At 39.3% G+C, this 8,556-nt stretch carries 7 protein-coding genes; 5 read left to right on the forward strand and 2 right to left on the reverse strand.

What is annotated here, in order from left to right:
* Nucleotides 1-43: 43 nt before the first annotated feature.
* Both pdxH and CWB78_RS18085 read left to right on the forward strand, forming a co-directional pair.
* On the forward strand, nt 44-682 hold the full coding sequence (pdxH, locus tag CWB78_RS18080; RefSeq protein WP_131691498.1) for a pyridoxamine 5'-phosphate oxidase: 639 nt from the start codon (nt 44-46) through the stop codon (nt 680-682).
* Nucleotides 683-695: 13 nt separating this feature from the next.
* Nucleotides 696-1,463: a TatD family hydrolase gene (locus CWB78_RS18085; protein ID WP_138596798.1), complete on the forward strand. Its 768-nt coding sequence runs from the start codon at nt 696-698 to the stop codon at nt 1,461-1,463.
* On the opposite strand, the gene CWB78_RS18090 is transcribed toward CWB78_RS18085, so the two are convergent.
* Nucleotides 1,430-2,050: an AhpA/YtjB family protein gene (locus tag CWB78_RS18090; protein ID WP_021033158.1), complete on the reverse strand. Its 621-nt coding sequence runs from the start codon at nt 2,048-2,050 to the stop codon at nt 1,430-1,432. The genes CWB78_RS18085 and CWB78_RS18090 overlap by 34 nt on opposite strands.
* A gap of 142 nt (nt 2,051-2,192) precedes the next feature.
* Here CWB78_RS18090 and serB point away from each other — a divergent pair, with 142 nt between their 5' ends.
* Entirely contained in the window at nt 2,193-3,218 is a 1,026-nt protein-coding gene (gene serB / locus CWB78_RS18095) for a phosphoserine phosphatase SerB (protein WP_138596800.1), read from the forward strand.
* Here serB and CWB78_RS18100 read toward each other — a convergent pair.
* Nucleotides 3,215-5,695: a PilZ domain-containing protein gene (locus CWB78_RS18100; protein WP_138596802.1), complete on the reverse strand. Its 2,481-nt coding sequence runs from the start codon at nt 5,693-5,695 to the stop codon at nt 3,215-3,217. The two genes, serB and CWB78_RS18100, sit on opposite strands and share 4 nt — an antisense overlap.
* A 356-nt stretch (nt 5,696-6,051) precedes the next feature.
* On the opposite strand from CWB78_RS18100, the gene radA reads away from it, so the two are divergent.
* Both radA and CWB78_RS18110 read left to right on the forward strand, forming a co-directional pair.
* A complete protein-coding gene (gene radA, locus CWB78_RS18105; protein WP_010387717.1) occupies nt 6,052-7,437 on the forward strand; it encodes a DNA repair protein RadA in 1,386 nt (461 codons plus the stop codon).
* Between the two features lie 85 nt (nt 7,438-7,522).
* On the forward strand, nt 7,523-8,455 hold the full coding sequence (locus CWB78_RS18110; protein WP_033102829.1) for an aq_1923 C-terminal domain: 933 nt from the start codon (nt 7,523-7,525) through the stop codon (nt 8,453-8,455).
* Nucleotides 8,456-8,556: the final 101 nt, after the last annotated feature.

An 8,556-nucleotide genomic window follows, 5' to 3' on the forward strand; every position in this document is an offset into this window, starting at 1 on the left:
CCTAGAACCTAGAACCTAGAAACTAGAACCTAGAGGGAATTTTATGAAACTCGAAGATATTCGTCGTGAATACCTGCAAGATGCGCTTAGTGAAGACAACTTGCTTGATGATCCGTTTAAGCAGTTTGAAACTTGGCTAGAGCATGCTGTTGGTAGTAACTTGCCTGATCCTACAGCTATGGTCGTCGCTACGGTCGATGAAACCGGTCAGCCTTCACAGCGTATTGTATTGTTAAAACATTTAGATGATAACGGGTTTGTATTTTTTACTAATACCGGTTCACGTAAAGCACAAGAGCTTAAAGGTAATAATAAAATCTCCTTGCACTTCCCATGGCACCCAATGGAACGCCAAGTAATTGTGTATGGTGAAGCGCAGCCATTACCTACATCGGCAGTCGCTAAATACTTTTTATCTCGCCCTAAAGAAAGTCAATTAGCCGCTTGGGCGTCGCAACAAAGCCGTCCAGTTTCGTCGCGTAAGGTGCTAATGGAGACCTTTGCCAACATGAAAAACAAGTTCGCTAAAGGTGAAATTCCACTTCCTGATTTTTGGGGAGGGTATTGTGTTGTGCCGCAAAAAATCGAGTTTTGGCAAGGCGGAGCGCATCGCCTGCATGATCGCTTTATGTATCAGCGTCAGGCCGATAATAGCTGGCAAATAACCCGCTTAAATCCTTAGTTGGCTGCTGGTTTTGCAATTTATAGACTCGCATTGTCATCTTGATTTTAGTGAGTTTGATACAAACCGCGAATCACTTATTAATGCCTGTGTAGCAAAGGGCATTAATCAATTTATTGTGCCAGGTATTAGCTTGGCGCAATCTCAGAAATTACTCGAGTTTAAAGCAACCTACCCACAAATTAGAATAGCTGCAGGGCTACATCCTTACTTTTTAGAGCAACATCAGCAATCGCACTTAGAATCACTACATAACTTTGCTAAAACAAACAAAACTCAGTTGGTGGCTATTGGGGAATGTGGGCTAGATCGCAGTATCGAAAATCTTGAAAAACAAACCTTTCTGTTTGAGTATCAAATAGCGCTTGCTAATGAGCTTGAGTTACCGCTGATTGTGCATCACAGACAAAGCCATGATTTAATAGCGCAATCGTTTAAGCGTTGTCAGCCTAAATATGGCGGTGTGATCCATGCTTTTTCAGGCTCAATACAACAAGCACAGTATTATATAAAAATGGGCTTTAAGCTTGGAGTGGGTGGGGTTATAACCTATGAACGGGCTGCTAAAACACGTGCGGTTGTAGCAAAGCTTGAGCCACAGCATTTAGTGCTTGAAACTGATTCACCTTCAATGCCGCTAAATGGTTATCAGGGTGAAATAAATACCCCTCTGCATATTCCTAACGTGTTTAATGCGCTTCATAGTTTAAAACCAAATAGCGATAAATATCGATTAGCTGAGCAGCTTTATGATTCGTGCTCTGAGGTTTTTTGTATATAGCGATTTACTTGCCAGCGTTTTAACCCTCGGCCTAATTGCCAAGTAAAAATACAGGCAATCACTAGCATGAGTAACACTTGGCGACCTAAATCGTGAAAATGATTATGGCTTGAAGATACCGCAGCGCGCGTTAAATAGGTAATAGATACAAAGCCAATAGGGCGATTGTCGTCAGAAATAACTTGTTCAACAAACGGTGTTTTTAATTTACTAATGCCTGGTGATGAGTCTGGTAATAAACCATATACATGATGTGATTGCCAGTTATCGCTGCTTGCAAGCACTACACCTTGTTTATCATAAATGGTGGCTGAAAGAACAAACTCATCTTTACTGATATTGTTGCATAAGGTGGTGAGCTGCGATTTGTTTTTTTCTATTAGCGGTTTTTTGGCATTCAGTGCCATAAACTGAGTGAGTGACTTGGCTGCACTATTGGCACTATCGTAAAGTAGTTGATGGCTTTGGTGGCTACTGTTTATTCCTACCCAGCTTAATAATACAAAGCAACCCGCGGCCAATAACAAACGAATTAAACGCTTTTTTTGCGAGGCTGTAAGTGGATTTTTAAGATGGTTATTTTTCATAGTCACCGTATATGCTGCTGACAGCATTTTGATTTGATGTTACAACTACACTATAACCCTAAATCCCCCCTGATGGCGAATTTTGTATCTCATATCCTTATTATCAATGAGCTAAATGTCAGGAAATATAAACGGAGATCCCATGTCGAACGCGAACATGGCACAGCAAAGCGCTGAGCTATTATCATCATCACTTATTCTTAATAAATGGTTTAGCTACCAACAAGGTGTTTTTACACCACTAAATACAACACCAAACAGAAACCAAGGGTTATTTAGTATTGCCTTTGGCGGTGATTTTAATATTCAGCATATCAATAGCATTATTGAGTTTTTTGCGTCTCACCAGCAAAAAGTAACGGCTATTTGTCAATATCAGCCAGATTTAGGGTTATCTCCGGCATTATGTTTTTATATAGAAAATGCAGAGCGCGCAATAAACCCACTTGAACTTCAAACTTTTGCAAATACCTTGGCGTGTCAGTTAGTGCAAGTAACTAGCCCCCCAGATTTACAAAAACCAGGATTATTGGTAATGGATATGGATTCAACAGCCATTACTATTGAGTGTATTGATGAAATTGCACGCTTAGCGAATGTATACGACGAGGTTGCCAACGTAACCGCGCAGGCAATGGCAGGTAAGCTTGATTTTAGCGAAAGCTTACACCAGCGTGTTGCCAAGCTCGAAGGCATTGAAAAGAGCTTAATTGATGAGCTTAAAAGTGCACTGCCTTTAATGCCAGGTATTAAAGCGTTATGCCAAATTTTAAAACACCACGATTGGTATTTAGCGATTGCATCGGGCGGCTTTGTGCCGTTTGCTGAGCGAGTGCAGGAGCTGATTAATTTAGATGAAGTGCATGCTAATGTGCTGGAATTTAAAGACAATAAACTAACTGGTAAAGTGTTAGGTGGGATTGTTGATGCTGTGCAAAAAGCGGTTGTTTTAAACGCGCTACAACAAAAGCTGGGGCTTGAAAAATGCCAAACAGTTGCCATAGGCGATGGTGCAAACGATTTAAAAATGATGGCTCAAGCTGGCTTAGGCGTTGCTGTACATGGTAAACCAAAAGTAGTTGAGCAAGCCCAAGCAGCTATTTGCCAAGGCTCGTTATTACAACTGTTATATATGCTGGCGGTTCCGCTAAACCCATCACAGGTTTAACGTAAACGATTTAACCAGATTAGCTTTCGTCTAGACATTTGCTCAACCTGTTGTTGGTTGAGCGCTAAATGCTCAAGTGCTTCATCACTTACATCAATAATGTCGCCCACACCTGATACAGACCATAATGCATCCTCTAAGTCTTTGGCCTTGTGAATTGCGTATTGGCTAACGTATTTTAGCTCGTTTGCTAAGTAGTCAGTATCGAGTCGACCAGTGCGAGAAATATATAAACGCATTATAAAAACCAGCTCAGACTTCAGTCCTTTGCTTACTTGCTGTTTAAACTCGCTACAGTCAGTACCTAAAACACATTGGCTGCTAATGGCATCGGCTATATTTTCTTTTTTAGGATCAAAGTTAATTACTAAACTAAACTCTAGCGGCGGATCTTGACGGGTGCGATCTTTAATATTAGGGGTGATCACTTCAATAATATGCGCTTTAGTAATAATATTTGATAAGTCTGTTTTAGCATTCAACAAGGCAAAATTTTGTAAAATAACATGCAGTGGGCTTGGATATAAACCAAATCCCATGGCGCCAATTTCAAAATGCGCCATTGATTTATGTAAATAAATCGGAAACTGGCAAAGCGTTTTTGTTACCATATTTCTAAGTGCTGTAGAAAGCCCAGGTACTTTAGGTGACTCTTCAGCAACTTTTAATTTTTGTTTATTACTATTGATTAAAAGGGTAAAAAAATCGACCCCAGTATGAGATGAGCCTTTATCTGCATGCGCTTTCAAATTAATCGTAGTCTGCGATTTGCTCACTGCCATGACTTCATATTGAATAAGATTTAATGAATAGTTTTTGGTAATTTTTTGCAAATCAGGAAATGATAACGAAACAATATCGCCTTTTTTAAAGTCCACTTCTTGATTGCACTCTAGCTGTAAGCCAAATATTGAAAAATCACGGGTATGCCCATGCAATACCGCATCACGAGTATTAATCACTACATTAGTTTTGTATAAATAGCGTTTATTAGAGCGAAGATTTACATACTCTAGAGGCACGGTGTTGAGCTCCGGTGGAGATGCATGCTTACTATGGCCAAAATATTTTAATTTATTGGCTAAGGCTTTATCAAATTCATATTGTTGATAATGCTGTTGCTCATGCTCATTACCAACTTGGGTAAGTAGCATTAAATATTTTACGTCTTTTATCGCGCCTTCAACACGTGGTGAAGGTGGTTTATTCAGTTTCTCAATATCTTTACCTAAAGAGTTAGGTAAAGATAAAGGAATATAAGCATCTTCAGTATGACTCGGCATTAGTTGTAATTTAAAGCAACGCCAACTGTCTCTTCGGCTACCAAAACCAAAAAATAACGCTTTTAATTGTGTTTGTTGTTCAAGCTCAGAACGAGTTGCTGAGTAGTAATAAATTTTTCCTGCAGAGACATGGGTAAAGGTATACAAATATTCTTCTTTTACTGCCACAGGTTTTAGCGCCAAGGTACGAATACGCTTATGATTTAACACATTGTAAAGACATGATTTTTTGCGTTCATCAGTAAAGTAACGCTGAATAAATAAACTGTTCTCAGTGGTTAAGCTCAGGCTAGGATAATAAACGCCGTTTTGCTGGCTAATAAAAACATATAAAGAATTAACCCTAGGAATATAATATTGTTCATACCCTTTAGAAATAACCGCATCCAGGGTGTTATCTAAATTCACTTTATAACGGCGTTTATTACCATGAATAAAGCTTTCTAAAAAACGATCAAACGCGCTGTTATTTTCTTCAAATGTACGCTTTAAGCGGATATGATTAAATTCTTCAGAGGTGTTTTCTATCGCAACGACTTCATATTTAACGCCACTTTTGAGGCCAAGCTGAAAATCTTGCTCTAAGCCTACTAAATGCATATTTATAAGCTGACCTTTTTTTAAGTTATAGCGCGACGCCAACTTAATTTTACAACCACTGAGTGAAATATCAGAAGTACTCGCATCGATTTTTGCTTGCCCGTCATACTCAATAGTAATTTTAATTGAGTAATTCATCCGCTCTTCACTGCGATTTTCATAAGCTGCAAATTTAATAACGTTGGTGGTCAGTTCATGTTGTGGTTTAGCTTCTACTTTTTTTGGTGTAATTGATTGCTGTTGTAATACGCGATAATTATTTTCGGTATTCATTACCGCTTCGTATACTGCAAGGGTGTAATCTTTATGTTGTTTTATGGCCGCTTCGAATACTTCAATAGCGGTGTCATCCATAAAGTGTTGCTTGCCCTTGTATTCATATGGTTTTACTTGGCCAGTAACTAAACCACGAAGATCAATAAAGCGGTCTATCGGCTGAGATAAACGCGACATTTCCATTTTTATTAAAAACTGCTCGGGTTTAGTTAACTCGGCAGTTTTTGACTTGAAAATGAGATCAAACTTAGCATTTCCCAAATACTGTTTTAATTCATTTACAAGCGCTTCATGCTTAAGCAATACGTCATCAGCCATTTATAAATCATCACCGTCTAATTTAAAAAGTAGGTATACTGTTGCAATTATTTATTAGAATATTTAATAAATCGAATCTCGCAAAACCGCCAAATGCGGTCACGATACTATGCGTAACTATACTTTGTGTTTATTGTTATTTTCTAATAGCCAATTAATTGGCAAGGGTTAATTAGTTTTTTAAAGCAAGAAACATGCCCTAAAGTAGGTTAAGTGAAACTACATTAGTATAGCGTATTTGGTGATACTAAATGCGCTGATCCACAAGACGTTGTTGCTAAGGTAGAGCCAGCAATGGCAAAATAAGCGCTTAACACTGTGTATTTCAAAATAAAGAATAGTAGGTAAGGTTTTAAATGGCTAAAGCGGCAAAAGTAGAGTTTGTTTGTACAGAATGTGGCATGAACTATCAACGTTGGCAAGGCCAGTGTCGCTGTGGCGCATGGAACACTTTAGCAGAGTTTAAACCCTCTGCAGGGCAAAACAAAAAGGTAGCTGCTCGTGCAAGTGTAGGTGGTTATGCCGGTGGCATTGGCGGTGGTTCTAAAAAAATTAATGATGTAGCAACCTCTGAGGCTGAAAAGCAGCTTACTGAAATTGGCGAACTTGACCGTGTACTAAGCGGTGGTGTAACCACCGGCTCGGTTAATATTATTTCTGGCGATCCGGGGGCGGGTAAAACAACACTACTATCTGATTTGGTGGCAAGAATGTCTCAGCGTATGCCATCACTTTACTGTACTGCGGAGGAGTCTCTATCGCAGTTTAAAAATAGGGTTAATCGGTTAAAACTAAATTACAACGAAGATGAACTCTATTTACTGTCAGAAACCAGTGTTGAAACCATTATTGAAGAGCTGGATAAAAACAAAATTAAGTTTGCCGTTATCGACTCTATTCAAGCCGTTGTCACCGATACCGCTAATGGCAGCCCAGGTTCACCTTCTCAGGTAAAAAGTGCAGCTCAAGCATTAACTCAATATTGTAAGCAAAACGACGTGACTATGTTTATTATTGCTCACGTAAATAAGAATAATGAAATAGCCGGCCCGCAAACCTTAGTACACATAGTTGATGCACTGTTACATATTGATACCAACGATGGTCAAGTGCGCACCCTGCGCGCTAATAAAAATCGCTTTGGTGATATAGACACCGTCGGCATTTTTAAAATGTGTGAACGCGGTATGCTCAGTGTGGATAACCCCAGTGAAATTTTCTTATCGGGCTCAACCACTGAATCACCGGGGTCGACAATTACCTGTATCCGTAAAGGAAATCGTAATTTACTGCTAGAAATTCAGTGTTTAACCACTGAAACCGAAGCAGAGTTTCCACAGCGAGTATGTGTTGGTTTAAATATGAACCGGATCAAAATGCTCACCGGTATTTTACGTAAGCACACCAAAACTAAAATATTCCACGATACATTTTTTAATATTGTCGGTGGTTTAAAAATTGATGAATCAGAAACCTGTATTGACTTAGCGCTTGTTACTGCACTTTTGAGTAGTTTAAACGAATTTGTTGTACCTCGAACCACCTGTATTATGGGGGAGTTAAGTTTAAATGGTGATGTACGCCCAATCGACAGTGGTGTGCCCCGTGTTAAAGAAGCGGCGCAACATGGGTTTACTGAAATATTTATCCCATTTCGTAACTACCATAAATCAATGGAAGGGCTGGGTGCCAAAATAACGCCGGTTAAAACCGTGCACGAGCTACTTAGTTTAATTAATTAGCAAACAAAAAGTGCTTAACGACTTATGTTCTCAATGTTAGTCTTGCTTAAAGCCACTTATATAAAGAGTTTAATAAGGAAATAACATGAAAAAATTAGTGATTGCAGCCGCGATTATTGCTGCAGGTGTGGGTGGCGTAAGCTATGCAAACTATGTAGCAACCCAAGAGGTACGCGCTGAGGTTGATAAGCAGTTGGCTTTGGTTAGCGAACAAACAGGTGCCAGCTTTAACTATGCAGAACTATCGGCGAGTGTTATTTCAAATAGTGTTGCCATTAGTAATATAGAAGTGACCAGCCCTGAGGGTGAAAATATTGCCACGGTTGAGCATGTGGAAGTGACAGGTTACGAAACCGATAAAATATCGCCTCATACTGCTTTTACACTGAAGAACTTCCAATTTGATAAAAGCTTTGTCGCTACACTGCCTGCAGATACTAATGCACAACTTGCCTCGGCCAGCTATGATTTACACTCATCATTAGATTACGATGAGCAATCAGGTAACAGTGATATAGTTGTTAAACTACACGCCAACGATATTGCCAGCATTGATATGAATATGGGGCTGGCTAATTCTAAAGCGCTTATGGATGCTTCGCTTGAAATAAGCAAAGCTCAGCAAACAGCAGGTGATACACCGCTTACTTATGAGCAAGAGTTGCAACAGCAAACACTTATTATGCAAGCAATGAGCAAGTTAGAGCCACGCACTATGAGTGTAATGCTCGATAACCAAGGTGAGTTAAGTACTTTGCTAGAAAGTGAATTAGCCAAACAAGGTATGACACTAGAGCAGATGCAAATGATGCTAGCTCAACAGTTACAGCAAGCGCCGGTAACCGAAGAAATAGCGCAAGCATTAACTGACTTTGCTAAAGGCCTAAATTCGCTTAGTGTCTCAGCTAAACTGCCTGAAGGTAAAACCATGATGGAAGTAAATCAGCAGCTAATGATGTTAGCAGGGCAACCCGAAGAGCTGGTTAAATTTATAAATTTAGAAGTAAAAGGCAAATAATAGAATAAGTTGCCAGCTTCCAGTTTAATGTAAAAAGCCGTACTTGATTATTCAAGTACGGCTTTTATTATTTTAGCTGATAGCTGATAGCTGATAGCTGA

The sequence above is a fragment of the Pseudoalteromonas sp. S1612 genome, from assembly GCF_005887175.1.
In the GTDB taxonomy this organism is placed as follows: domain Bacteria; phylum Pseudomonadota; class Gammaproteobacteria; order Enterobacterales; family Alteromonadaceae; genus Pseudoalteromonas; species Pseudoalteromonas undina.